This window comes from Sphingobacterium sp. SGR-19 (assembly GCF_011043555.1).
GTDB lineage: Bacteria > Bacteroidota > Bacteroidia > Sphingobacteriales > Sphingobacteriaceae > Sphingobacterium.
In genome coordinates, this window is record NZ_JAAKGS010000014.1 from 13,257 (window position 1) to 38,002 (window position 24,746).

Genomic DNA, 24,746 nt, shown 5'->3' on the forward strand with positions numbered 1-24,746 from the left:
TATTCTTATAACTCCCAAAACGCTTTATCCCTTATCACCAAAGGTTCCGAACCCGCAAGGTTCACTACGCTTTGGTGTTTTTCAAGACCTTTAATCGTTTTGAGGAGGTTTTCTTTTTGTATTCTGTTATCTAATGCGAAAAGAGACTCTATCTCTTTCATCTTTATTTCGTTCACACGGTGAATTACCCAAGTCAAAATGTAATTTGAGTATTCATTTTCTCCGGTTGCGAAGTGATTAAGAAATTGGGTAGAAAGGACGGTGCCGACACCAAATTCGCGACCTTCTTTTAGTATCTTCTTCAATGACTGGAAGTTTTTTCCAAGAAAGTTATCAGCTTCATCGACTAAGATTATTTTCCGTAATTGGCGTAAATTCCCTTCGATTGAGCTATGTCCATGTCGTTGCATCTGTGTGTAGAATGCATCAAGGGTAATGGCGACTATAAGGTTTTGAATGGATTCATCATAACCTGATAAATTGATAACGACTACACCATCTATCAATGAGTATAGAGATTGCGTCTTGGCAGGATCTGATTCGAAGATTTCGAAATCCGACAGGTTCGAAATAGCTGCATACAAACTGTCATGAGCGATATTCGGATCATCTAAGTAAATATCGCATACATCGCCTAAGGTAGGAGAGGGCTTAGACCATGTATCTCTCTTCGCCCTTTCTATACCCTTACTTTCGTAAGCGGCAACGATGATATCGCGTAACTTCTGCTTCTGAACGTTTCCGAGGTTGAAGGCGTTTGCAACAGTTTCCTTGATGTCGTTTGCCGTATGCAATGGAAGCATAGGCTTGGATCTAGCAGTTGCGTCTAGGGCCAAAGGGTTGTAAGGTAACTGATGCGGTTCATACACTTTTGCATTCGTTGGGATAACGAAATCGTCCTTTACATAATCACCTTTGTAATCAAAGATCAAGATACCCAACCTCTCATTGCCGGGATTTTGATCTGCATTTTTCTGCATTTGCGCTATGAGGGATTTAGTAAATTGTGTTTTCCCTGTTCCCATGGTTCCGATAATACCGGTATTGGTGTGCATTACCTTATCCGTGTTATTCGGTTCCCAAATCACCGGTGTCTGCTTGTTAAGATCGGTGCCGAAAAGAATCTTCATTCCAGTTGCGTGAGCGATTTTTTCTGTCTTTATTAGGTACGAATTAGGAGCCGTGGTATTGTTGGTTGTACTCGGTTCATCAGCCTGCACTCTTTTTATAACATCTGAATCCTGATTAGCAATGTTGTCTATATTGTAAGTTGATGCAAGTAACCTCGATGTATCTATCGTGGTCTTGGAATGGTGAAACAAGTCTATGAGATGATCGACTGATTTAACAAGGAAATCATAACCATCTTGTTCCAGAAGTGTAATTTCCATGCAGTTGTCCAATACTTTTAATGTACGAGTTATAGCACCCTTTCCAAAATAGATCAAGCCGAAATCCCCAATGAAAGGACTGAGACTGTTCGAAATGGTGAATTCGTTATTTAAGAGTTGAGCTCGATAATCGTTTGTAATTGTATCCCAATCCTGACTTTCCCATATTTGAAATAGCTTCATTTTTTCGACACTGGTTAACACCAGTTTAGCAAAGAAGTTTTTGTAAAACTCCGCAACAAAACCATCTTCAGACAAATGTTCGAATATCAATTCAGCAGTTTTGGCACCTTGTATTTTCCCCTTTTTAACAATGTTTGATCCGCCGGCTTTTAGTTCGACCGGATAAAAGTGCATTGACAACTCGTTATTATTCATCTCCAATCCTATCATCAATAAATCGTCACTGTATGACCCGATGCCCCCTAAGTTTTTTGTAGAAAACAAGCCTTCCTCTTTCGTGAGGCCAACATTTCCGGATACACGCAAAATCTCTTCGAGCGATATAGGCACCCAGATGATATCGGGGGTATAAAGAAACGCGAGCGCCGTTTTTACCCCAGACAGTAAACTGAGTTTTTCCTTAGGGAAGTGGCTACGTTGACGTACTAGGCCCAGTAGCCAATCTCCATTAATAGCATTAAAGAAATTAATAATCGGGATAGTATCTGTACTGGCATTGTAGGCGACGTTGTGACGGGAAAGAAATTCCCTCACCACAAAAGCGTATTGCTCCGTCTTCCTACTGACTGTAATCGCATCGTAACCACTGGAGTTTGTATACTGATCACTGTAATGGACGATTACCAAGTCCGTATTGTCCTTGAAGAAGTCTAGATCTACTCGAGGATCTATGTAAGTCACCCAGTGTGAATTAGCATATAATCGCTCCAGCTCTGTGCGGAGCGTATAGCTGATGGTCGTACAGAGTGCTTTACTGGAATCATAAGGGTCGTCATTTGAAGCGACTTTGGCAAAGGAGTTATAACGCATGGCCAGATCCGTCAATGTATTCATCTGTTTGGGTAGGAACTTTGTGCCAAAACCTGTGCGATAAGTATTTTGGTGCGCAACAAATGAAACGTCTGAAAGTAATCCACGCAATGATAAGCCTGTTTTTACATCACTGATATTATTAAATGAAAAGTTGGACTGTTGTGTGTCGAATTGATAAAATGTGATGTGAGCGTATTCGAAGTTGTTATTGTCTTTTGGAAATGCACGGGAATAGAACTTTACTTTATCAAAAAAAGCATTGAGCAAGTCTTCTTTGTCAAATGCATTCGTTTTTAGATTGATTCCGAGTTGCTCTTCAATTTCATTGATCGATGTATAGAATGCCAATTCTTCGAATTTATTGACTAGATTTTCTGAACCGTAGATGAAAACTTCGATCGGTATGAGATCCATCAGACGCTTATCCTTATTGTAGTTTAGTTCCGTACGATAGAATTCAAAAATCCCGTGAAGCACTTCTTTACAATCCCCTTGGTTGATGATATTGATTCTGACAGGAGACTGTGTGGACTGATCAAATAAAATACTGTAGTTGTTTTTAAAATCTTTTAACTTCGTCGCAATCAGATCAGAAATATAGCTTTTTGCGATTCCCTGCTTTGTGTCGGAGTATATGGAATAATATGTCCACTCCGGCGAGTGCGCTGATTCAGCGGGAATATAAATTTCTTTCGATTTTCCTTGTATGTAGGGTAATAGATTACTTGGTGTTAGTCTTTTTAGAGTGGCATTATAGCACTTCGTATCATGATCCAAAACCTCATTCACTTGTAATTGATAGGCCACATTGAGTGGATGGTATGGACTAAGTTTTATTCTTTTTGTCCCAGAGCTTTCACGTAGCACACCCAGCTGGAAAACGTTTTTTTGTTCTACTGTTAGCGGTTGACTTTCGTCGAAATTAGAAATGTATTCTAACACGTTTTGTACATAGTAAGCTGCGATCTTCTGTTCCGCATCCGTCAAATATGCGAGACTTGGTTGAGCTTTCTTTTTCCGAAAGATTGCGCGAAATTCATCAAAAGCGTGCTGGATGTTTTGCGGTAGGTCTAAAGGAAGTTCTGAAATAGATCCGTTACTATTCTCTATCCAGCTGTAGGCGTCACTTTTTGTGATAAGATCTTCAATAACAAGGTTCTTTCTAAAATCGCCACTTACTGTCCTTTCCTGTTGATCTATTTTAAGTTGAATTTTTATAACTTCCTCTTCTTGTTTATAGCGGAAATCCGCTTTATTAATCCGTTTTTCCTTCCACACGTCTAAACCAGTTATCGGACGAGGTGGCTCGAAATCAGGTTTAATATGGATCGGGATTTCTGTATCTTCAATCGTTATGTTGAAATAGATCTCCTCTTCTGGTATATTGTAATAATCACAAAATAGTTTTAGTCCAACTTCTTCAGAGATATTATAATTCTTTCCATACTCCAGTTGATCTTCTGTTAATGTCTGTGCACCTTCGTTGAATACCAACGTATTGTCATCTTGCACGGATAACGCAGGTTCGGTAGTGCTAGACTTTAATAAGAAAATCGTCTCAAATTGTGCCAAGTAATAAGACTCGAAATGTACGTGTAAAAGTCTAAACGTATATTTTTTTCCTGAGTCCGGATCTTTATATTCTACAAGATGAAAAGGGCTTGTATCGTTATCGCTCCCCAAAAATGTAATAATGAGGTTGAATCCACTTGTTTGGACATTCAATGCCTTTCCTCTATACGCTATGCCTTGGTTTTTTGTGCGCTGATCGAACTTTATTTCTAATGAAATATTTTCACGTTGTTCGGGGTTAAACAGGATACAATTATATTGTCTTTTTTTTGCCGTTGTAGATCCATCTGTCCGTTTCCACAGCGTGACATCATCTGTATTGCAGGATACCGAAACTATTTCGGGTGCAACCTTATTTTTTTCGAACTCTAGCCATTTAGAGATATCAGTATAATCTGTGTTTTTCCAGTCGCCTTTGACGAATTTTGAGTATTGGTTATCGGGCAGACGTTCCTTTAGCTCTATCTCCGGGTCGCCGTTTAGAAAAATACTTTCTATCTCTCCAAATAAGTTATAATTTCTCTGAATATCCTCTTCTATCTTATTTCCTTTAGAGGCCAGTTCTTCGTGTGGAAAAAGCCCTAACTTTCTGAAATCCTCCGTATCTATTCTTCCTTTGGACAGGATGCTTACGACAGATTCGTAATCAAAGATAGAGTTGTTGTCTTCTAATACGCTTTTTGTTTTGAATTTGAGAACGGATTTCAAGATCTCCTTTTCGTGTGTTTCTAACGAGCTACTTTCATCAATGTCACGCGAGACACGGTCTCGGAAACTGAGGTAATGCAGGGGCATTCCATCTTTCTCTAAGTTGCCGCTTCCGCCCGATATACTTTCCAGTTTCTGGCTGTAGAGAATAAATAATGCTGTATTCTCGAAACCCGCTGATTGGTCTGAAATACAATTTCTGAGCATGGTGAAGTAATCTTCAGTTGCATTTTCGCTCGATGCTACCAATACTTTTGTTTGACCGATTTGGATGGTAAATGATTCGAAAGTATCACTACCCTCTGGATGTTTGTAGGCAAATTGGTGGGTACGTAATGGATCTTCTTTACGAAGTGCCTCATACAACTGTCTAACATTAGATTTTTCTTCCATGTACAGGTTATACCGCTCACCGGGTTGAATTTCTTGGATGGTCAAGAATTCAACAATCAATTGGGATATATACTTATAAAGAGGATTTAATGTACTGTGCATCACCGCTATCACTTTTTTTCTCAATTAAATTAATTCGTTCAAATAACTTGACGATCTCCAATTTCGAAGTCTCGTCAAATGCTAGCCCACGTTCCTGAAGTTTGGTCCAGTAATCCTTCAAACGTATTTTTTGTTGCTCTCCAACACATAGTTTGGTTAGGAATAATAGTAATTCTTGCGTGAGTACGAATTTGGGGCCTAAACGGCCACCTGACTTCGTGAAATTTTCTTTGGCGAATGTGCTAATCCATAAGGCATAGTCTCTATATGGCTTTTTCCGTTTTCCATTTTCAAACTGGTATCGGATGGTGTACCAGAGAGAATAAATTAGTTTCGTTATTTCCTCGTCAAACTTTCTGTTTTCAAGCGATGCTTCTAACTGCGCTTGACATTCACCCCAGTTTGCCGGAGGAATGAGTGTTTTCACTTCTACTTTGTAGAAATCCAGCAGTTCCGTCAGACAATTTTTAAATGCATCTTTTTCTTCATCTTCGAAAGCGTTGTAGCGAAATGATATCTCATCATAATCACCCAAAATCTCATCATCTACACGAATATAATTGATCAATTCAAGTGTATTCGCGTGGGCAAACACCCGATCGTATTGTTTGGAAAGTTCTTGCCATCCCGGTTTGTGTAAGCCCATTCTAGATTCCGAAAGATTTTCCCATTCCAGAGAAAAATATATTGGTTTAATCGTGTAGGTTTCCCTTCCAAATTCATGGAGTTTTAATACGAGTTGGGAGAAATAGAAGAAGTAATAGTATTTAAAAAATTGTTCAAAGTTCTGTAAAAAATATTCTTTATTGTCTAGCAGAAAATTAAAATCCTTCTGAAATATGCTGACGACAGCAGGAATCATGTTCTTAAAGACACGCTTATCCCGTTCACTCTCTTTTCTTTCGGTTTGAGCGGGTAAGGACTCCGATATGAGTTGATTTAATATATTATCATTCCCCTTGCTCGATAGTAAACTCTTGAATCGATCGTTCCCCTCAATAAACACATCCGATATGAATATTGGGATATCTTTGATGGCTGCCTTAGTCGTGATGAAATTCATATAGGAGATCACGTTAAAGTCGTATTTGAAAAGCCCATCTTCAGTATCAAAATAGAGCTTGGATAAAATGTCCTCCAGATGAAGACTTTCATTCGTGTCGACTTTTTGTAAGGCGTTTCGCAGTATAGTGCTTTTAAGATCTGCTTTATATGAAACATTATCTTTTGGCTTGTGCATATCTTTTTTCTGCGAAAGTCTGATTACATCTCCCATTATCCCTTGAAAAGAAGAGAAATCCGCTTTAAAGATATGGCCACCCGGTTGTGTTTTAAAAGGAAAAATATTGACCTGATACCCCGTATGGTGTTGAAATGCGTTCTGTTTTAATGAACGGCTCTTCAAGCCCGACTTCCCTTCCAACTGCAATTCGATTTTTCTCATGATACACGTTCAAATTTGTAACCGCCAAATGCATTCTTTGTCAGTTTGTAATCGACAGGTTTTCCTACATTCACTTCGTCAATGTATAAGGTATTTTGTGTAATTTCTTGTGTGACCTCATTGATGAAATAAACAAAGTAGATGAAATTGTTATTATCTTTTTTGTTTGGCCTATAACCATTACGAATCATTAGTAATGTTCTGAATAGACTAAAGTCGATGGCTATTTGGATCGTTTTGTCAATAGTGGTTGGAGAAACATAACGTACCACAAATTCTTGGACAAATTGGTGTAAAACTGCATTCCCTCCTTCATTTGGAATAACAGGCTGCGGTTGCAGTGAAAAGTCTTTAAAGACACGATACTTCGTCTGTCGTCTACCTGTCCGCAAAATAACTTTATCTCCATTTTTAGGGTCGCCATACCATTTCTTTGTTGCGTTCTCGACTAGTTCATATAATTTCCCTAAATAACTTACGTCCCCCCGGTTAAAATGATACAACCAGGTCATATACTTTAGAAATATGTCTTTTTCTGGTGATCTTCCGTTTTGAAAAAAAAGTAGCCTAACAAAATACTTGGAAATGACATCTTTATTAATTTGTTGTATATTAATTTGATGTACGACATTGCCATATAGCTCTGTGTTGATATCCTGTGCAAAAAGATCGATAGGATTATCAGCACTTTGTAACTTTAGTAGTTTTTCGTCGGTTTCTGAGTCTCTAATATTACACGGATCGAGTTCGGAGAGCCTGCTGAAAATATTCGATAGATCAGCATGTTCAAATATGTAGTTCGGAATAAGAGCACTGACAAACTCTTTTTCCGAGAGCTGTTGAACTGTCGTTTTTTGTTCAGTTTCGCTCGTGGAAGACAGCTGTATTGGTACGATTAGATCATGGATGAAGTTGAGTAGCGAGCGAACAGACACGATTTCTTTGTTTTGCGCTATAGCCTGGATAAGAAGTTGGGTAATTAGCTTTCTATTTTCGGTATTTAACAGGAACTCATAATTGTATTTGACCGGGCATTTTACAAATTCCGGCTGATCCTTAATTTTTGTATACGCTTCGTAGATGATATTGCTACTCTCGGGGGCTACTATTTTATCCAACAATTCACTTATGGTCGTAGAAATCGGTCCGTCATCTGTCAACGAATATAAGTGGAAGTCAGTAAAGTTAATTTGTCGAAAGTTAATACTCTCTTTAGTAACATTTGCGCTTACCTTTGCGTTATCCAAGATGGATTGATCTTCCACAAATGCCCATAGTTTTTGGAATTCAGCTCCATGTACCTCTAGAAATTTACTCAATGTACCCAGATTGATGGCGAGTATTATTTTATCTGTTGACGATTTGATATTCTCGTCTTTAAATCCGTTTAAAACTTTATACAAGGTATCATTCGATGTTTCATTTGGGTTGTGTGATTCGGTAGCATCGTTGTGTATCACAAACTTTCCCATTTCATCTGGAATGACACCATGGAGGTAGGAGAGGATATGTGATTTTCCATCCCCCACATTTCCACATACTAATACCAATTGTGCATTTTCCCGTTTGCTACTCTCAACGATGATATGCTTCAGTTGGCTCTCTACTTCCCGCTCGATATGCAGGTACTTCTTAAAATCATCCAAATCGTATTTCCCTCCTTGCGCAATGGCAAAGCGAGAGGACTCTTTGAGCTTTTGTAACTCGGTTATTAGTGGATGTGTGTTCATTTACTACTGTTTCTTAATTCAAAATACTGTTAGAATAAAACTATTTGATATTTAATCATTAGATGTTTTTATTCGTTTACAGCCTTATTTTCACATTTATAACACATATGGTCCCCTGTAAAATCTGTAAATTCGATCTCATTACCGCAACCTCGACAATGGATTTCATCTTTTACTATCCTAATTTCATACCCTTCTCCGTCTTTAATTCGCGCATAACTATGGTCGAAATAGTATCTTATTCCACAGCCACATATAATGATAGGAGAATCGGCAGAAGTTGGTAATGTCTCGTGGCAATTTTGACAAATTATGTGAAATTCTCCGCACCACGCACATTCAGCGGTTTGAACAGTTGTTATATGTTCTCGCTTTTGATTCTCAATCTGACCAGCAAAGTCAAACTTTAATTGGTCAGGATCTTCAATAACAACGTTTTCGTTTTCTATATCCTCAGGTTCATAAATATTCAAGTAATTTACGAGTGGATAATCCTCTCCAGGATCGCAGACTTGGCAGTATAATCTTTTGTCTTCAATATCGTCGAAGTCCCTTTTGTATATTTCGAATTCATCGGCGAAGCGAACGCTTCTAACTTCTTGGATCACTTCTTTGGCAGTCTTCTGCGCAAGATTTTTATTAGCCAATTCAAGAAATAGGTCAGCTTGATATATATTGATTCTTTTTTTAGTCTCATCCCGGAACTCCTTAATCAGCTCGGGCCTTGGGCTAATTGTTTTTCCGTTGAATTTATACCACCAATCTTCTTTTAAGTCGTCAGTAACGAGGATTATAGAGCTGTCAATTTCTTTTGCTTTTTCTATAACTTGTTTCCAAACGATAATATCTCCATATAGTGAACGATTGCCTTGATTCTGCTTTTCCCTCATATCCATATATCCAGGAGGGATCTTGTCGTCATATCTTTTTTTGCCGTCTCGATATAATTGCTCCAGACTCGCTGTAGGAAGATCATAGCCAACTTTTCCCTCTAATAGAACAGTTAGCTTTTCCAAAATAGGATCAACAGCTAGATAATCTGGGTGTTGCCTTTCCAAATTGTCCAAATCACTGCTTATCGAATAAAAAGCCTGTTCAATTTGTTTTTTTAGCTTGTTCGACTGCAAGTAGGTGTGCTTTTTAAAACTATTAAGTTCAGCATCTATCTCACCTTTTTTCTTGTTCAAAGTGTCTCGAATTCGCTTATATGCATTTCTTTGTGCATTTATAACCAACAGCCTGTTTTTTTGATATTCAAAAGCCGTTTGATAGGTAATCCAAATGCGGTCACCTATTTGTTCTAGTAAATTGAAGAAAGCATCTCTGACACTAGGTGAATAACGATATAAGTTCAGCAAAACATTAGTGTCAAAGCAAAAAATGTCTTTTTCCCAATGATCTTTTAGATCCTCATCACTTAACTTATAATACTCACTAAATCTATTTCGCATAAATCAATATTTGTATCATCCCAACTTTATTATCTCAATAAACTCCCTATCCTCACTCCACCCAAGTTGATGGTGAAAAAATACAAAAGCAGTTTCCTCAGCCACAGTAGCAGCCATTAGCTCTCCAATCTTTACTTCGCCTGCGGTATTAAATAACTCTAAAGCCTTCTGTTCAACAGTAGTTTTTGTTAAAATCTCTTCGGTGCCTCGGTCTTTCCTCCATATAATTATTCTGTCATCCAAAACATCAACGAGTGTATACTTTGCTCCTCTTTTCGGTGAATGCCAAACGGCCTTAGCTATTTTAGCCTTCTCAGCATTCCTCTTTATTATCTCCCAAGCTTCTTCTGGTTTGAACATGATTTTCTATCAATTGGTTAACTACTACTTTGGTTAATGACTCTATTTAATCAGCATTCTCCAACCACTCAACATAAGCCTCAGCGTCCTCTTTCCTTGCGAAGCGAGCCACAAAGTGGTCTTCGCCCAAACTTTCGTTTACTACCAGATATTCAAAATATGGCTTGCCTTCTTGGGGTAACGCTTTACAAATAAAAATTGACTCATCTAGGCGTTCTTTATCTTCGATGTCTTTATAATACTTATCGATGAAAACCGGATCAGTGAGAATTGTTTCAGAGATCTTTTTACGGAAGTTTTCTATGAAGTCCCACAATGCGGACTGAAGCTCCGGATTATACGTTTTTTTAGTTTTACCGTCCTTGGTCACAGTTACATATAACCCCATTTTTTCTTCGTTTGTCAATCGCTTATATTCAGCTACTAATGCTGATATTAGGCCTGTATCTTTACGTTTGGTATTGTTTATTAATTTGTAATTATCTAACTCTAAAAGCTCTGCAATTTTCTCAATGTTTTCTAAATTAGGTTGAGTAATATTATTGGTCCAATTGGTTAGAGTGCCTTTATGGATGTCTAAACATAGTCCCAAAACTCTAGAGGACATCTCTTTTTCAACTAGTGCTGTTTGTATATAATTGAGTTTTTTGTTGTCACTTCCAGTTTCTTCCATACTTTTGTGTTAAAAGTTCACATTTAATTGTGAACTATTGTTTTTGTTTTGTATATTTGTATTGTGTTCGAGGTTTTGAAATCTTGATTCACGTAAGAGTTCCGTCAACGAAAACGGCGAAATTTTCAATTGACACGGAACCGTAGGGATAGCTTTTCCCCAAACTTTTGTACATTTGTACGAAAGGAGGGGTGGCTCCCTATCGGAAGCTGTGTCAAGCGCTCTTCGCCGTGCGCCGTTGACAGTGGAAGATAGGGAGCCTTCTCTTTAATTAGACTTTCTATCTTTCGGGAGCTCGTTATCGTAAACTTTAAAAAATTATGAAAACGAGTAATTTAACCACCACGCAAAACCACCCAGACCACTTCACAGAAGTGCGTCATCGGTTTTCCCATTCACTACTGTATAAGAACGTAAAACGCGCACCACAATAGCGTGACCGACAAACAGACTGAAAAGGAGAGGGGAGTAAACCTTTGGGCGTAGACCGAAAAGGTCTTCTATGAGATGCTTTGCATCCCGTTCAAAAGCACAACAGCCTTCTCAGACGTTTCGTCTGCAAACCGACCTTGAATACCAAAACACGCGTTTGCAAAGGTCAATAGTCGGTCAATTATTTTGATTTCACACTCTAAAATTATGGACTTTTCTGTTGCCTTCCAAATTTAATTCCCGTAAAACCGGAATATTGTTTCTCGATAATTCAGTTTAGGTCGGTTTTTTCTAGCAATGCGACATATGAAAACCGTTTAACCTGTATGAAAAGTTGACCGTTCGCATTGATTTTTTCAATTATTTATTCACCTGGAAGCGGAGTGTAGTCTTCGGGCGGTAGCACACCTTGAGCTACGCACCCTTCCTTAATTGCTAAAAGAAATGCGAAAATTACGCAAAGGGGAGAGCTATGGCTTTACGGATCAGCCAGAGACCGCCTCATCTACTACAATTGAAGAGCAGATTGCTCAGTACAAAACTGTCTATCTCAATCATGATCGGGTAGCGAAGTACAACCATCTTCTTCACGTTATAGCGAAGAAGTTCCGTTTTACGGACTTTGCAGATTACCGCCCAAGTTGGGTTATCGATAGGTTCTGGTCTAAGTATAACTTGAACGATACCGACCAATTTAATTTATTTGATCTGGTGCTTCTGGCACAGGGAGCCGTCCGGCGCGGAAGTCAAGAGGCCAAGGCATTGGATAGTTTCCTAAAGGACTTTCTGCCCTACATGGTTGCTAGCTATACGGTACACTATAGGAACCGATCGTATCGTGCTATCGGTGAATATCTGTCTCCAGAGCAAGTAGACGAGATCAAAGAAGGAGTGAGGATAGATTTTGTTAGTCGTTTTCGGGGATAAGGTAATGAAGAGCTATTTAGTTTGTAGTAATTCAGAGCCTAGGGTTATTGGAGTGCCGCTTGTTATATTGATGGTTTGTTTCATGTTGTTTAATCTATCAGACGCCTGGGCGCAGTCCGCGGAAACGCGGGCTGCCGAAGGGCAAAAACGAATCTTGGTAGGAGAGGTGCGTTCTGCTACTGATGGCAAAGCAGTTGAGGGAGTTTCACTGCGTATAAGTGGAACCTCCGCCCGTACGGATGAAGAAGGAAAATTCCAGATTCAAGTCACTGTCAATACGGGGAAGCTAGACGTCAGGCATATCGGTTTTCAGCCACAGCTCATTAACTTTAATGTTGATACGAAATATCTGGAAATTCTGTTAGAGCCGCTAGAAAACCAGATCGAGGAAGTAGAAGTGGTGAGTACAGGATATCAACAATTACCAAAGGAACGTGCTACAGGGAGTTTTGTACAGATCGATAATGAGCTGTTGAATAGGAGGGTGAGCACCAATCTGTTGGATAGATTGGATGGTGTGGCTTCGGGTCTGCAGTTCCGGACGTCTTCTTCCGGTTCCGATCGTTTCAATCCGAGTTTTATACAGATTCGTGGGCGTAGTACACTTAACGCAAACCATCAGCCGTTGATTGTTGTCGATAATTTTGCTTATGATGGCGACATTTCCAGCATCAACCCCAATGATGTGGAGAGTATTACTATATTAAAAGATGCGGCAGCGGCATCCGCTTGGGGTGCCAGATCGGGAAACGGTGTTATTGTTATAAAGACAAAGGAGGGGGCCAGAGGCCGCCCAACGAAGATTGCGCTGACAAGCAATTTTACCGTTGGCGCCAAGCCTGATCTATATGCACCTTCGATGCCACAGCTGTCGTCGGCACAATACATAGAAGTAGAGCAGTTCCTTTTTGATCAAGGGGCTTACAATACCAGGATACGGAATGGATGGCAGGGCATCAGCCCGGCTGTCGATATTTTTCGAAATACGCGTGACAATGTCATTACTTCTTCAGATTCTTTAAGGATGATCAATGAACTGAAAAAGATGGATGCACGCTCGGAACTGTTGTCCCATTACTACCGGCAAAGCTTGCAGCAGCAGTATAATGTTAATTTCAGCGGTGGGGGAGACAATAACCAGTTTTTTATTTCGGGCGGATACGACGACAATAGAAATAATGTCGTCAATTCTTATGCGAAGCGATATTCCATCAATGCGAACCACGCCTACTTTTTCTTTGACGAAAGAATGAAGGTTACCACGAATTTGGTAATGACCTCTTCCAAATCAGGTGCCGGCGCACAGGTTTCGAACCTCTACCCATACGATAGGCTAACGAATGATCAGGGACAAACTATGGCGATAACGAATGCAAATGGGTTATCACATAGCTTCACGGATACGTTTGGTAATGGAAAGCTTCTGGACTGGAAACATCGTCCGATTGACGAACTAGGCCGCGGGAGCACGCTGTTGGGAGACCGTACAGAATACCGGTTGAATACGGCTATCGATTATCGGTTTACCGATTACCTAAAAGCCTCCGTGCGTTATGGGTTTGAAAAAGGCGTTAGCGAATCGGTAAATTATAATGGCGTGGAATCCTTTTATGCCCGGGATATGATCAACCGGTTTGCGACAGTTGATGCCACCAGTGGAGAGGTAACCTTCAACTTACCGGTTGGTGGAATATCCAATAACACCACCAATGCGTTTACCTCCTCGAACGGGCGCGTGCAGTTAGATTTTGCAAAGAACTGGGGCAAGCACGAGCTTAATGCTATTGCAGGCTCGGAAGTGAAAGACGTGCAGACAAATAGGAGCGGTGTAACCTATTACGGACATGATCCCTTGTCTTTGGCCAACCAAAACGCATCGATTGACTTTAGCCGGATATATAATTATTCCTACGGGAGCGGTTCGGGGCGTATCAGTACGGGCGCATCACAGTACAACAGTGTTGACCGGTTTTTCTCTTACTTCACCAACGCTTCTTATACATTCGACCGTCGGTATACAATTTCCGGCAGTGCGCGGCGGGACGAGTCGAATCTCTTTGGTGTTGCCACAAACCAAAAGGGTGTACCCTTATGGTCTGCCGGACTCGCTTGGACGCTATCTAACGAGAAATTCTTTCATGTTCCATTTATAGATCTTTTCCGGGTCCGAACCACTTATGGCTATACGGGAAATGTGGATAGAAGCCTATCGGCCTATCTGACGGCAAACAGTGCTTCCCATCTTATTACTTCGTATAATCAGCTCTATGCGGATATCGTGAATCCGCCCAATCCGTCATTGCGTTGGGAGCGTGTCGGTAACTTGAACATGGGGGTTGATCTAAGATTGCTCTCGGGCAGGCTTTCGCTAACAGCTGATTATTGGCGAAAAAGGGGGGCAGATCTGATCGGGCCGGCACCTATTGCGCCGCAAACAGGGGTGTCTACATTCACAGGAAATACGGCAAGTACTTCTTCACGGGGGCTGGATATCGAACTGACGTCGGTGAATCTTGACGGGAAAATAAAATGGTCATCTACGGTATTGTTCAATATAGCACAGGATAAAGTAACGGAGTATCTGTTAGAAACGGGGAGTAATTTTACCGTAATCTCCAATCCGAACGCCAATCCGTTAGTAGATTATCCTTACTGGGCATTGTTCAGCTACAGGTACAAAGGCTTGGACACCGAGGGGAATCCGATAGGCTATCTGGACGGGCAGGAAAGCATTGACTATAATAGCATCGTAAATAACCTCAACAGGGAGGATATGGTCTACAGCGGGTCACGGGTTCCTACACATTTTGGAAGCTTCCGTAACACGCTTTCCTACGGCGCATTTGACCTGTCTTTTAATATCGTCTACAAGTTCGGTGTTGTCTTCCGGCGCGCCTCGCTTGATAATAGTTCCCTTTATGGAAGTGGAGGGGCGGTCACGCCAACCCAGGCAGATTATGAACAGCGATGGCAGCAACCCGGCGACGAACTGCGTACTGTTGTGCCTGCGATGATCTATCCAGCAAACGGCTTTCGTTCACGGCTGTATGCCTTTTCGGAGTCATTGGTGGAGTCCGCTGCAAACATCCGACTACAGGATATCCGTCTGGGCTATACGTTAAAAAAAATAGGGGGGCTATCCTTTACCAATCTGAACATCTTTACCTATGTGAATAATCTCGGCATCCTGTGGAGAAAGAACAATTACGGGATCGATCCGGACTATCCAACGTCTTTTCCGCAACCAAGGACATATGCTTTCGGTATACAGGCGCAATTCTAAAATTTAGCATCATGAAAACAAAAATACATTTATTTACCACGTTGGTGTTTACGGTGTTCAACGTTTATGCCTGTACCAATTCTGATTTTCTAAACGTAAAACCGAACTCAGGAATACTGACGCCCTCGACACTCGAAGACGTGCAAAAGTTGCTGAATAACAATGTAAGCCTATCCAGCGGACTGGCTGTGATGTCATCTGACGAATATGTAGTCACTGAAGAAGATTGGAACGTGGCACCTGCTATTGAACGAAATGCCTACGTCTGGGCGAAAGATCTCTACGAAGGGACACGCGGTGTGCTGGACTGGGACAGACCCTTTCGGGCTATTTTTTATGCAAACAATGCCTTGGCGGTATTGGAGGAGTTACAGCCAAGAGAGGCAGAGCAAGTTATGTATGATGATCTAAAAGGTCAGGCCTTGTTCAAGCGTGCCTTTGCGAGCTACGAACTGATCCGAAATTTTTGTAAAAGCTACGAGGAGGCTTCGGCTGAAACTGATTTGGGTATTCCAATAAGAAAAGAACCTGCAATAGATAGATTGGTGCAGAGATCGAGCCTAACAGACAGCTACCAGTTCGTGCTGGATGATCTAATACTGGCGGCTCAGCTACTCGGTCCACGTTTGGGATCAAACTTGTTTCGTCCAAATGATGCCGCAGCACATGCACTGCTAGCCCGTATTTATTTAGACATGGGGCGTTACGCAGAAGCGGAATTGCATGTTGACAGTACGCTGTTTTTGTATGATAGGCTCATTGATTATAATACCGTAAGTACCACATCAGAAACACCGTTCCCAGACACACATGAGGAACTTCTCTTCAACGCTGCAACGGTGGGCTTGTATCGTTTTACCACTTCGGGAGCGTTTGCGAGAGGTTATAGAGTGGCTCAAGACCTTATCGACTCCTACTCTGTAGATGATTTACGCCTGCAGCTGTATTTTCTCGTCGCCAACGATGAGGGGCATGTGATGAAGCGCGGATACTTTGGAACTGGTTTATATCCATTTACAGGATTAGCGGTAGATGAGGTTTATCTCATCAAAGCAGAATGCCTCGCAAGATCGGGCAAAGAAGAGCAGGCTGTGGAATTTTTATTAGCCTTGCTTGCTAAGAGATATGTTTCTGATAAGATGCCTTCGGTTACCGAAATCGTTGACGGGAAAACAGTTCTAGAAACCGTCTTGGAGGAACGTCGTAAAGAGCTCGTATGGCGCGGGCTCCGTTGGCATGATATCAAAAGATACAATAGGGATGGCTACAACATTAGGCTCACTAGGACGCTGGGCGGGACGATCTATACGCTGCCGCCAAACGATCCGCGGTTCGTATTTCCTATACCAGATGATGAAATAGAATACGGTGGTCTACAACAAAACGATCGATAAAATAAATAATATTTGAATTCAAATTGAAATAAAGTAAGAAATATGAAATGTTTAATAACAAGTTTTTGGTTGACAGTATGTTGCTGTCTACTCTTTATAGAAACACAAGGTAAGCCAGAGACAGATAGCCTAACGGCCGTGATAGATATCGTGATCCATGATCAGGGATTATTAAAAGACGCTGTTCTGGAATTTGAACTGTATAAAGACGGAATCAGCTCAAGATATATCAAGGATAGACAGTATTCTCGGACAGAACTTGTAGACAGTATAACCCGGTTTACCATTCCACTTTCTACAGCGATAAATTATGGACGAATTGTCTTTACGAGTGGCGAGTTGCGCGAAGGCAAGAGCCCAGTTAACTTAAATTATAGAAACAACCTATTCCTTTTCGAGCACGGTGATACTATTCAGGTCCACCTTTACCCGAAAAAGATTAGGAATGTAGCATTCTCCGGTAACAGGGCAAATAAATATACCGCGCTATATGAGGTGAGTAATAAAAAAGTATTAGATACCCAAACGAATAACCGGATTAATGATCTAGAGGAGCGTAACGAAATCGGGGCAATATTTGAGGTTATGCAGGTATGGGCCGATTCTCTTAATCGAGTGTTAGATCTTATCTTAAGCGGAGCGGGCCATTCACTAAATCCCCAGATAAGAGAACGGGTTCTTTTTGACAATAGCGCATTTACTTATAAAGTGATGAGAACAAAGATGGATAGATTAGTCAGAACCAAAACAGACGATGTGAAAGTTCTTCAGTTGATTCATTCCTTTTTATCTCAACGTGCATTCGAACATCGGTCGATGTTGAATGAACCAGTTGCCGCTTCATCATACGGATGGTGCGATATGTTATTAACCAATGAAAGACTAAGGAATAAGGTAAAATATATTCTCGCGAATGAATCGACCTCTAATGGCGAGAGTATAGGAAAAGCTTTGTCAGAAAGATATATCGGGAACGTACGAAGCAAACTGTTCTATCTGGCAATGCTAGCCAATCTCGATGCGGATGGGACGATACGGAACAGTTTGCAGGATAAACTTGACAACACAGATCTTTATTGGGAAGGGGCAAGAGCTTTTGTGGCGCGATCGGAGGGATCTCCCGCCTTCAATTTTGAAATGGTGGATGTGGATGGTGTAACGCACCGTTTGCGTGATTATAAAGGCAAAGTTGTGATTATTGATTTTTGGTTTTCTGGCTGTATAGCATGCATGTACCTCACTAAGGAAATGCATGAGGCGGTCAAGTTCTATGAAAATTCTGATGATGTGGTTTTTGTTTCACTGAATTTCGATCGTTATCCGGATTTCTGGAAGCGAAGTCTGGCATCGGGGAAATATACCCATGAGTCCGGAGTCAATCTTTGGTCAGGGGAGACGGCTATCAACCATCCTATCATTGGGCACTATGGTATTCAGAGTTTTCCATCGTTGTACATTGTGGATAAAGACGGGCTGTTGGTAGAGAAAGGTGTTAACGGGCTGTTTACCAAAGAAGATCCTTCAGCGACCGATAAATTCAAGGCCTTGGTGGATCAATACCGTTAAAAGAAGAAGCCATACTATACGGGTATGGCTTCTGATTTTTAGTGCTGCTAAGTACTAATTAGTATATAATCCGGGGCTGGAATCAGGATGTGGCTCAATCCACCCGTCAGCCTCAAATTGCGCAATCTCCGCAGGCGAGTAGCTCGGCTGATCAGGAATGTTCGACATGCCTTCCGGAGTTAGCTGATAGACGCAGTGCTGTGTCTCTTCGGTAACACAGTTGTTGTTTGGATCTGCGGTATCTCGCGGCTCGAAAGAGCTTTCCTTGTTTACCAAGAAGTTGGACTGTAAAGTGGTGGTGGTTTCCTTCACCTCTTTCTCCTTCTCCTCTCCATTTCCATTAGGAGCAGCAGATACTGTTCCGATTAAGCATAGTGCAAATACCGTAAATGCACCTTTTAGATATTTTATTTTTAATGCTGTCATAGCAAATAACTTAAAATTTTAAATTTAGTGTATTTATAACTGTTAGAGGGCATGCCCGTACCACTAGAAATAGACACCTGCAAGTGTCTTGGGCATTCATTTGAGTACCCCGTGGGGGAATGGCGCGTACTTACGCCACCGCCAGATGGCGGGGCCGTTGTGTAAAATAGGGGGAATATGTCTGATCCGTGTTTTCATTTCTTTTATATCAAGTGTTGGCTATTATCAACCAGTGTCTGATACAAAAGTAGGGCAACATCAGAGGCAACGTTTGTCTATGTTTGCGATACGGTATTGTCCATTTTTGACAACCGAGGTATCTACTATAAAAATTTTTAACTTAGTACAGCTGTAACCACCGTTAATATAAAGATCATGATGTAGTATGTCGATTAAGCAGAAAGATTGGGTATGGATGATGTTGCCGCGAGAGCCACAACTCGGGTTGGTTCTTGCCGTACGCGAACATACCGTCGTTCTTCGATTGCTTGCCGGATACAGAAGGTTGCATGCTGCACGCGAGGTAGTGGCCAAGCGAATGGTGTGCAAAGCCGAACTGAGTGAGGAGGAGATCCAGCAGTTGCCATGCGGCAAGCGCCCTCTGCTCTTGGGGCGTGCACAACAGATTGTAGCGGTCAATCGCATTTTCCCGGATAACGACCAACGAAAGGAGAGACGCGTGTATTATTGCAGGCGCTGCGAAGCTTTCCATACGACGGCACAATTTAAGATACCAGTGCAGATACTCAAGAACCTGGCCGCTAATCCCTATACACCACAGTCTCCAGAAGATTACAGCAGGGGGCAAGACCGAAAAAGAGTATGGCGCTGGCTACGTACCGATATAGGCGTCATCGTTTCCTTGCGGTTGTTTGATTATTCGCTACCGGGCTATGGTAACGATAGCAAAAGCGATGCATTAGCCAAGATCCTGATCGATCCGCTTGATTACCTCCACTATCTTTTTCTCTTTCTCTATAACCGCCGGAAAGAACGCATCAAGAACCGAAATATACCGCAGCACTAAATAGGCTTGCTTTTTTACAGTTGGGTTCGGTCTGTTTTATCTGTTCGGAATGCAACCGGCGTTTCACCTGTATGCTTTTTAAAGAACTTGCTAAAGGCAGCCACACTGGAGAACCCACAACGTTCGGCAGCATCGCCCACCCGCCCGTAGGCGAGCAGTTCTTTACGGCAGCGTTCGAGCAAAAAGCGATCTTTATATTGCTTGGCCGGGATACCGGTCTGCCGTTTGAGGATGTGGCTCATGTGCGACTCGGAAAACCCCATTTTTTCTGCAACTTCCTGTAGGCTAAAATTCTGACCATACAGATCTACATGTGCTTTTATGGTATTTATATATTTGTAAATCAGATTTTTATACAGATCTTCATGATCATATTCTTCATGTATCTTTTGCTTGGAAAGTTCGATCAATCGGATCAATCTTTCCAAGATAAAACTTTCGTTGTGCAATTGCTTGGCCACTAGATTTCGGCACAGGGTCTCGATATAGAGCTGGGTTATCAGGCCCACGCGGAAATCGATGCTGCATTTCGACAAAGGCGACTGGCTGCGGTAAGCATCCAACAGAGGGTGCAGAAACGTATACTTGGTATCGTTCCCGTCACGGAAAATCGAGGCGCGGAAGTAGAAGCCAAAAATGGTCGACTTGCCAGGAGGTAGTGCAATATGGTAATCTTCGGGAGGTAAGTACAGGTATTGGGCGCGATGGTTGGCTACTTTGGATAATAAGTGGGTATCTTGATTGTAAAGCTTGATGGGACCGCTATCCGAAAGCACATACAGGATATGCAGATCGGCATGATCTATTTCAAATGGAATGTGCCGCTCATCTTCCAAGAGTATATCGATAAAGTAAAGGTACCCCTGGTGTCCGTCAAATTCTTGTAACACAGCTTCTTCTTGTTGATTCTTCCAGTAGGTTTCTTCGGCATTTCGCATGTGTATACTATGGTTGATTTCGGTTAAATCGGCTCGTGAGTCTACTTCTTCAAAGTATTCATGCAAGCCCAGATGCATGCTCTTTTTCATAAGGCTATTTTATTGATAATGAAAGGTAAAGGATTTTTAATATCCCCTGGGAGCGCTGTTCGGCTTGCTCCCAAGGAAAGGCTGATACTGATGATATTAAAGGTTTTGTTTGTAACGGATAAAGATTGCCAGTTCCGGAACGAGTACGCTCGGTGTTGAGGTAAGGGTAAAGGTAATCTCGTCTAATCCAAATAAGATGAGTTCTTTAAGGTCATCACTGTTTTCATTTGCACGGGTCTCTTTGTTAAACTGTACCATGGTGCGCTTCTCAAAATGGTCGGCAATGGCGTTGGCCAGCCGGAAGGTGAAATCGGCAGGCATGATGTCCAGTTGTTGATCCTGGTGAGGCAGCAGGTCAAAAGATTCGCGCATCCACCCCTTAAAATCGGTACGGATAAAATCTACTTCTGCCCTCAATTCGGCATCTGGAAGTGCTACGACCGACGCTTGTTTCTGACCGACGCCGGAGTTGTCAAATGTGTATTTCATAATAATTTGTGTTGATTAGGGTAGCAAATAAGTTGTTTTCAGCACTGATCACAAGAATTATCGGAGCAAATAGGACTGAAATAGGCTTTTATCAAGGTTAATCTTAAATAGCAAGTCGATGGATAACGGTCTTTTTGACAAAAATTTCCCCATAGGGCATTGTTGTTTAGGGAAATTTATTATCTTAGGTTCGAATTATAACTCTTAAACCAACTTAGAAATTTTGAAGAAACCTGTTTTTTTGCTCTATGCATTTGTTATTGCGTTGCTGTTCAACCTGAAGGTATGGGACGCTGATATTCTTGCACGTTTAAAAAGCCACAACTTAATTCCATTGCTGCTCATCACCGTGGCTGGTTTTTGGGCGTATGCGACCTGGATAGGCAGGCGGTATGGCAGATTATTGCGTAAGCAGCATAACATCGGGCTGGAAACGGAAACCATTCCATTATCGTACAGACATCAACTGGGATATGTCCTATGGGCAATTGTTCCCGTTGTGATCGTGCATATGGCGTTTATCTGGTGCGTGGCTTCCATTGTACCGAATACACAGGCAGTCGTATTTGCCTATATGCGCGATTACCTACCTGTTTTTGTGCTATTGGTTGGCGGTTATACCGGCTTGCTACTTTTTCGTCCCGAATATGCGTTGGAAAACAGCTTTCCCCAGAAGGTGGTAGAGATCAAAGAGGTGCTGCCGCCAGATATAGATAAACGGGTGGGATTGTATACACTGTTTCAGCATTTAATGAAGCAGCAGGGCTTAGGACCCGTATTTGACTATACGGACGGTCTTTCGGTTCGCTTTTTCGATATAGCGTTGATCAATACACATTCTAAAGAATATTATGTGTATTTAAACAATGGCGAGAAGTGGCGGGCAGACGACATTCTGAAAGAATTGAAAGCGCGGGGGCTTGACCGCTGGATGATCAAGATATCGAAGTACTACTGCATCAATATGCTGCTGGTGGCTTATCCCATCGAGAAACCAAGATCGCATGTCGTATTGACCAGGACAATATATAGCCGCATGGTGCAAAAGATACCAGCGGAAGAATTGGACAAGATGTGTAAGATTGGGCCGGGACTGAAAGACGCGGTAGAGAATTTTTTGGCTGATAATGATGGAATGAAGTACGAAGATTGGGATAGCTTCATTCCTTTGCGTTAACGTTTTAATATCCCATATTTTATAAACCTATTCAACAGGAGTGGGCCGGTCATGTACTGACTTGGCAGAAAGCTGTTCGGCTGTTGCTTTTTTAAATATTTCCAATTATGCAAAGCGGACTGAATCATGTAATCGAATTATTAACAAGCATTAAAAACTCATTGAGCGAACTTGTCAAATTGTTTCGCGAACTTGTCGATATCAAACGGCAACAGCGCGTGCCGCTGCAGGATCGTCACATCTGGACAAAAGAACAGGTATTGGAGAAGATGAATATGACCGAACCGACCTACAACCGTAATCTGAAAAAAGAAATACTCGATCCGATGCGTTTGAGCGGCGGCGATTTGTATTTTGAAGAAGATCTAATCGAAGCATTGAAGAAAAGTAGGAGAAGCGGAAAGATATAACGCCTGTTGGAGCGATCGGTGTCGTTAGGTCAGCTGTGTCTAAAAAAAAAAGAGAGCCTGCAAACTAGCAGACCCTCCTAAACTAAACTAAACTAAACACAGTCTTAATTTCGATTTATTCGGCTGGATAAAGGACAAACTTGAATAGCTGTGACGGCTCTAGGTACTTCTGTGCCAGTTACAACTGAATGCAGATTTTGTAATCACACAGGACCGTTTCCTAATGCCTTTTCCACTCGCTTCCACATAGTTTTTATTCAAGAGCCAGTATGCCGCTTTTGTCCCGTTTCAAGAGGTTGCCCTATTGAGGTAACAAACCTAAGAGAAGCCATAAAAATGGCGAGGCAATATAAAGAATACCGACACGAGTATAAGAGTTTCTCCGATTTTGACAAACGGCAAAAAGCCTACTGGACGGATATGTACGAGAAACTGACAGCAATCAAAAAAAGATTAGACGACAATTAAAATTTAAGAACGATGAACGCAAATTTTTTCAATCAGATAGCACAGTTGGATTTTACAGGTAATCTGCAACTGACAATAGCAAAAGGAAATGACAGTAACCTTATTGTATCGGTTTTGCTCAATAACGAAGGGTGCGGAGATAACGCCAAAAACCTTATCCCCCCTTTGACCTTTAACGCCACTCCACAGGAGTTTGACGAGGGATTTTTTGAGCAGATAACCACGCCTGTACAAAAGGCTTCGGGCTTAATGGTGGATGTAAATCGTCAGCAAAAAGTGGACAGGTTATTTTAAAAACTTAAGGAGTGTTTCATCAAAAAAGATTAGATTTAATTATGGGAACACCAAAGAAAAAGAGCACAGAATCCTTTGTAAAAGACATTCGCAAAAACACACGGAGGATCTTTACTGCCGAACAGAAGGTTTTGATCGTCATGGAGGGTCTAAGGGCTGAAACCTCCGTGGCAGAACTCTGCAGAAAGCATAGCATTGCCCAGTCGCAGTTCTACGCTTGGAACAAAGAGTTTATGGAAGCAGGTAAGAAGCGTCTGAACGGCGATGTTACCAGGGAAGCAACTAGCGATGAGGTCGCCGAACTGAAGAAAGAGAACGCTCGTTTGAAAGAGATGGTAGCCGACTTAGTATTGCGTTACGATATCGTAAAAAAAAGTTTGGACATGCTGGATTAATCCATAAATACCGGAAATATATGAGATTATCAGCGGCAGAAAAATACGAGATCATACAAACCGCCACCACTAGTGAGATCGGTGTGAAGCGGACACTCGAAAGCTTCGGCATCCATAGAAGTACATTCTACAAATGGTATCAGAAGTATCTTCAGAACGGTTATGACGGTCTGAAACAAGTCCATAGAATATCTAGAAGACAATGGAACAGCATTCCGGAAGAACAAAAAGATCTGGTTGTTGAAGTTGCTTTGGACCATACGGAATTATCTTCCCGGGAACTGGCCCACAAAATCACCGATGAACAGGGTGTGTTCATATCAGAATCCAGCGTTTATAGAATATTGAAAAAGAGAGACCTGATCCCGGCACCGAATCATTTCCTTCTTTCAGCTGCAAATGAGTTCAAGGATAAAACCAGCTTGTGCATCAGATGTGGCAGACCGACTTTACCTATTTTAAGATTGTCGGTTGGGGATGGTACTATCTGAGCACGGTTCTGGACGATTACAGCCGCTACATTATCCATTGGGAGCTATGTGATTCCATGAATGCAAAAGATGTGAAAAGAACGGTAAATACCGCCATCGAGAAAGCAAAGTTAAAATCT

23 protein-coding genes are annotated in these 24,746 nt (G+C 41.5%); 13 read left to right on the forward strand and 10 right to left on the reverse strand.

All coding sequences use genetic code 11. The annotated features are described in order from the left end of the window. Positions 1–5 precede the first annotated feature (5 nt). From dptH to G5B43_RS18795, 6 genes are all read right to left on the reverse strand, one after another. Positions 6–5,162, reverse strand: coding sequence for a DNA phosphorothioation-dependent restriction protein DptH (gene dptH, locus G5B43_RS18770; RefSeq protein WP_165296343.1), 5,157 nt, complete (start codon positions 5,160–5,162; stop codon positions 6–8). Then, positions 5,134–6,606: a DNA phosphorothioation-dependent restriction protein DptG gene (dptG, locus tag G5B43_RS18775; protein WP_165296344.1), complete on the reverse strand. Its 1,473-nt coding sequence runs from the start codon at positions 6,604–6,606 to the stop codon at positions 5,134–5,136. Before dptG ends, dptH begins: the two co-directional genes overlap by 29 nt. After that, on the reverse strand, positions 6,603–8,336 hold the full coding sequence (dptF, locus tag G5B43_RS18780) for a DNA phosphorothioation-dependent restriction protein DptF (protein WP_148919012.1): 1,734 nt from the start codon (positions 8,334–8,336) through the stop codon (positions 6,603–6,605). Before dptF ends, dptG begins: the two co-directional genes overlap by 4 nt. Positions 8,337–8,404: 68 nt before the next feature. Further along, positions 8,405–9,787, reverse strand: a complete 1,383-nt coding sequence (locus tag G5B43_RS18785) for a PIN-like domain-containing protein (RefSeq protein ID WP_165296345.1) — start codon at positions 9,785–9,787, stop codon at positions 8,405–8,407. A 15-nt stretch (positions 9,788–9,802) separates the two neighbouring features. Further along, positions 9,803–10,147: a hypothetical protein gene (locus tag G5B43_RS18790; protein ID WP_148919014.1), complete on the reverse strand. Its 345-nt coding sequence runs from the start codon at positions 10,145–10,147 to the stop codon at positions 9,803–9,805. A 46-nt stretch (positions 10,148–10,193) separates the two neighbouring features. Next, complete coding sequence (locus G5B43_RS18795) at positions 10,194–10,820, reverse strand: helix-turn-helix domain-containing protein (protein ID WP_148919015.1); 627 nt, start codon at positions 10,818–10,820, stop codon at positions 10,194–10,196. 876 nt (positions 10,821–11,696) lie between these two features. Between G5B43_RS18795 and G5B43_RS18800 the strand changes: the two genes are divergently transcribed. From G5B43_RS18800 to G5B43_RS18815, 5 genes are all read left to right on the forward strand, one after another. Further along, positions 11,697–12,179, forward strand: a complete 483-nt coding sequence (locus G5B43_RS18800; RefSeq protein ID WP_165296346.1) for a hypothetical protein — start codon at positions 11,697–11,699, stop codon at positions 12,177–12,179. Between the two features lie 92 nt (positions 12,180–12,271). Further along, the gene (locus G5B43_RS19715) at positions 12,272–12,340 is read left to right on the forward strand and encodes a hypothetical protein (protein ID WP_410528494.1); all 69 of its coding nucleotides are present in this window, start codon (positions 12,272–12,274) and stop codon (positions 12,338–12,340) included. A 5-nt stretch (positions 12,341–12,345) separates the two neighbouring features. Continuing rightward, entirely contained in the window at positions 12,346–15,462 is a 3,117-nt protein-coding gene (locus tag G5B43_RS18805) for a SusC/RagA family TonB-linked outer membrane protein (RefSeq protein ID WP_410528495.1), read from the forward strand. Positions 15,463–15,473: 11 nt separating this feature from the next. Beyond that, positions 15,474–16,856 carry a RagB/SusD family nutrient uptake outer membrane protein gene (locus G5B43_RS18810; protein ID WP_165296348.1) on the forward strand — a complete coding sequence of 461 codons (1,383 nt, stop codon included), beginning with the start codon at positions 15,474–15,476 and terminating at the stop codon, positions 16,854–16,856. A gap of 42 nt (positions 16,857–16,898) precedes the next feature. Continuing rightward, entirely contained in the window at positions 16,899–18,422 is a 1,524-nt protein-coding gene (locus tag G5B43_RS18815; RefSeq protein WP_165296349.1) for a TlpA family protein disulfide reductase, read from the forward strand. A 54-nt stretch (positions 18,423–18,476) separates the two neighbouring features. Here G5B43_RS18815 and G5B43_RS18820 read toward each other — a convergent pair whose 3' ends face one another. Beyond that, positions 18,477–18,848: a hypothetical protein gene (locus G5B43_RS18820; protein WP_165296350.1), complete on the reverse strand. Its 372-nt coding sequence runs from the start codon at positions 18,846–18,848 to the stop codon at positions 18,477–18,479. A 392-nt stretch (positions 18,849–19,240) separates the two neighbouring features. Continuing rightward, on the reverse strand, positions 19,241–19,435 hold the full coding sequence (locus G5B43_RS18825) for a hypothetical protein (RefSeq protein WP_165296351.1): 195 nt from the start codon (positions 19,433–19,435) through the stop codon (positions 19,241–19,243). Positions 19,436–19,455: 20 nt separating this feature from the next. On the opposite strand from G5B43_RS18825, the gene G5B43_RS18830 reads away from it, so the two are divergent. Further along, the gene (locus tag G5B43_RS18830) at positions 19,456–19,875 is read left to right on the forward strand and encodes a hypothetical protein (protein ID WP_165296352.1); all 420 of its coding nucleotides are present in this window, start codon (positions 19,456–19,458) and stop codon (positions 19,873–19,875) included. A 14-nt stretch (positions 19,876–19,889) separates the two neighbouring features. Here the strand turns inward: G5B43_RS18830 and G5B43_RS18835 are convergent, their stop codons facing one another. After that, the gene (locus tag G5B43_RS18835; protein ID WP_165296353.1) at positions 19,890–20,903 is read right to left on the reverse strand and encodes a helix-turn-helix domain-containing protein; all 1,014 of its coding nucleotides are present in this window, start codon (positions 20,901–20,903) and stop codon (positions 19,890–19,892) included. Positions 20,904–20,999: 96 nt separating this feature from the next. Continuing rightward, the gene (locus tag G5B43_RS18840) at positions 21,000–21,392 is read right to left on the reverse strand and encodes a hypothetical protein (RefSeq protein ID WP_165296354.1); all 393 of its coding nucleotides are present in this window, start codon (positions 21,390–21,392) and stop codon (positions 21,000–21,002) included. 223 nt (positions 21,393–21,615) lie between these two features. Here G5B43_RS18840 and G5B43_RS18845 point away from each other — a divergent pair, with 223 nt between their 5' ends. The 7 genes from G5B43_RS18845 to G5B43_RS19725 form a co-directional block, all read left to right on the forward strand. Continuing rightward, the gene (locus tag G5B43_RS18845) at positions 21,616–22,569 is read left to right on the forward strand and encodes a hypothetical protein (RefSeq protein ID WP_165296355.1); all 954 of its coding nucleotides are present in this window, start codon (positions 21,616–21,618) and stop codon (positions 22,567–22,569) included. Between the two features lie 107 nt (positions 22,570–22,676). After that, positions 22,677–22,979, forward strand: a complete 303-nt coding sequence (locus G5B43_RS18850; protein ID WP_165296356.1) for a hypothetical protein — start codon at positions 22,677–22,679, stop codon at positions 22,977–22,979. A gap of 336 nt (positions 22,980–23,315) precedes the next feature. Next, complete coding sequence (locus G5B43_RS19575) at positions 23,316–23,447, forward strand: hypothetical protein (RefSeq protein WP_262887192.1); 132 nt, start codon at positions 23,316–23,318, stop codon at positions 23,445–23,447. A gap of 12 nt (positions 23,448–23,459) precedes the next feature. Next, on the forward strand, positions 23,460–23,741 hold the full coding sequence (locus tag G5B43_RS18860) for a PRTRC system protein E (RefSeq protein ID WP_240904929.1): 282 nt from the start codon (positions 23,460–23,462) through the stop codon (positions 23,739–23,741). A gap of 41 nt (positions 23,742–23,782) precedes the next feature. Further along, positions 23,783–24,136, forward strand: coding sequence for a transposase (locus tag G5B43_RS18865; RefSeq protein ID WP_165296357.1), 354 nt, complete (start codon positions 23,783–23,785; stop codon positions 24,134–24,136). Positions 24,137–24,156: 20 nt separating this feature from the next. Beyond that, entirely contained in the window at positions 24,157–24,627 is a 471-nt protein-coding gene (locus G5B43_RS19720; RefSeq protein ID WP_165296358.1) for a helix-turn-helix domain containing protein, read from the forward strand. Then, on the forward strand, positions 24,570–24,746 hold a 177-nt coding region (locus tag G5B43_RS19725), incomplete at its 3' end, for a DDE-type integrase/transposase/recombinase (RefSeq protein ID WP_165296359.1). The genes G5B43_RS19720 and G5B43_RS19725, both read left to right, overlap by 58 nt.